At 46.0% G+C, this 1,425-nt stretch carries 1 pseudogene; it reads left to right on the plus strand.

What is annotated here, in order from left to right:
* Positions 1 to 1,425 (plus strand): annotated as a pseudogene (locus HMPREF9065_RS04475) (hypothetical protein); the annotation flags it as partial.

Raw genomic sequence — 1,425 nt, forward strand, 5'->3', positions numbered from 1 at the left:
CGACCGATGCAGTGAACAAAGGTCAGTTAGATGCTGTGAAGAACGTGGCTGACAGCGCAGTGCAATCTGTAGATGTGGCCACTAACGAAAATAACTTAGTGGTGGATAACAATGATCCGAAAAATCCAAAATTACGCTTAAGAAAAGCTGTGGATTTGGATAGCATTAAGTTAGAAAACAATGTTGGCGAGAAAAGCTTCCTTAATAGCGCAGGTTTAACTATCGAAGGTGGTCCGGCGGTAACAAGAAGCGGCATCAATGCGAATAACACAAAAGTAACAAATGTTACTGATGGTGATGTGAATAGTACGAGCAAAGAGGCGGTTAACGGTAGCCAGTTGTACAACGTGGCAAGTAACGTTGCTGACCTTGTAGGCCCGGATGCGAAGATCGATCCTGCAACAGGTAATGTGACTGTAGCTGATCCAACCAAAGGTATCGGTGAAACCGGTAAAGGTACTATCGGTGATGCGATTAAAGCCGTGAACAAGGCAGCTACAGCAGCAAAAACCACAGTGAAAGAAGGTGACAATATTACTGTGACCCCAACCACTAACACTGACGGTAGCACAACGTACACTGTAGCGACTAAAAAAGATCTTGATGTAACTTCTGTCACTGCCGGTAATACTACAGTGAACACTAACGGTTTAACCATCACAGGTGGCCCAAGCGTAACTCGTGGCGGTATTGATGCCGGTGATAGAGTTATCTCTGGTGTGAAAGCCGGTGATGTCTCTGCAAACAGCAAAGAAGCCGTGAACGGTTCACAACTTTATGCAACCAACACGAAATTGGATGGCGTGAAAGCGAAAGCCGACACCGCAGTACAAGATGTGAAATCCGGTGATGAAAATGCATTAACTGCAGTTAAAGATCCGAACACCAACATCGTAACCGTAACGCCTAAACTCAGCGGTGATTTAGTGGATGCTGATGGCAACATCACAGCACCAACAACACCGGCAGATAAAGGCAAGTTAGTGACTGCAGGCACCGTTGCACAAGCGCTTGCAAACACCCACTTCGTGGTGGATACCAAAGCGACTGACGGTGAATTGGATTCCACTTCTCAAGCTGACCAAAAAATTAAAGCCGGCAACAAAGTCACTCTTCAAGCAGGTAAAAACTTGAAAGCGAAACAAACCAATGGCACAGATGGTGCTCAAGTGGAATTCTCGCTTAAAGACAGCATCAGCTTGACACAAGTGACTGCAGGTGAAGGTGATAACCAAGTCGTATTAGGCAACGACGGCGTGAAAGTAGGTGGCAACACTTACATCAACAAAGACGGCTTAAATGCGAACAACAAACCTATCAGCAATGTAGCTGACGGTGTTAAACCGACAGATGCAGTGAACAAAGGTCAGTTGGATGCAGTGAAAGGCGTGGCTGACAGCGCAGTGAAATCTGTGGATGTTGCAA

Origin of the sequence: Aggregatibacter sp. oral taxon 458 str. W10330, from assembly GCF_000466335.1 — a bacterium.
Classification (GTDB): Bacteria; Pseudomonadota; Gammaproteobacteria; order Enterobacterales; family Pasteurellaceae; genus Aggregatibacter.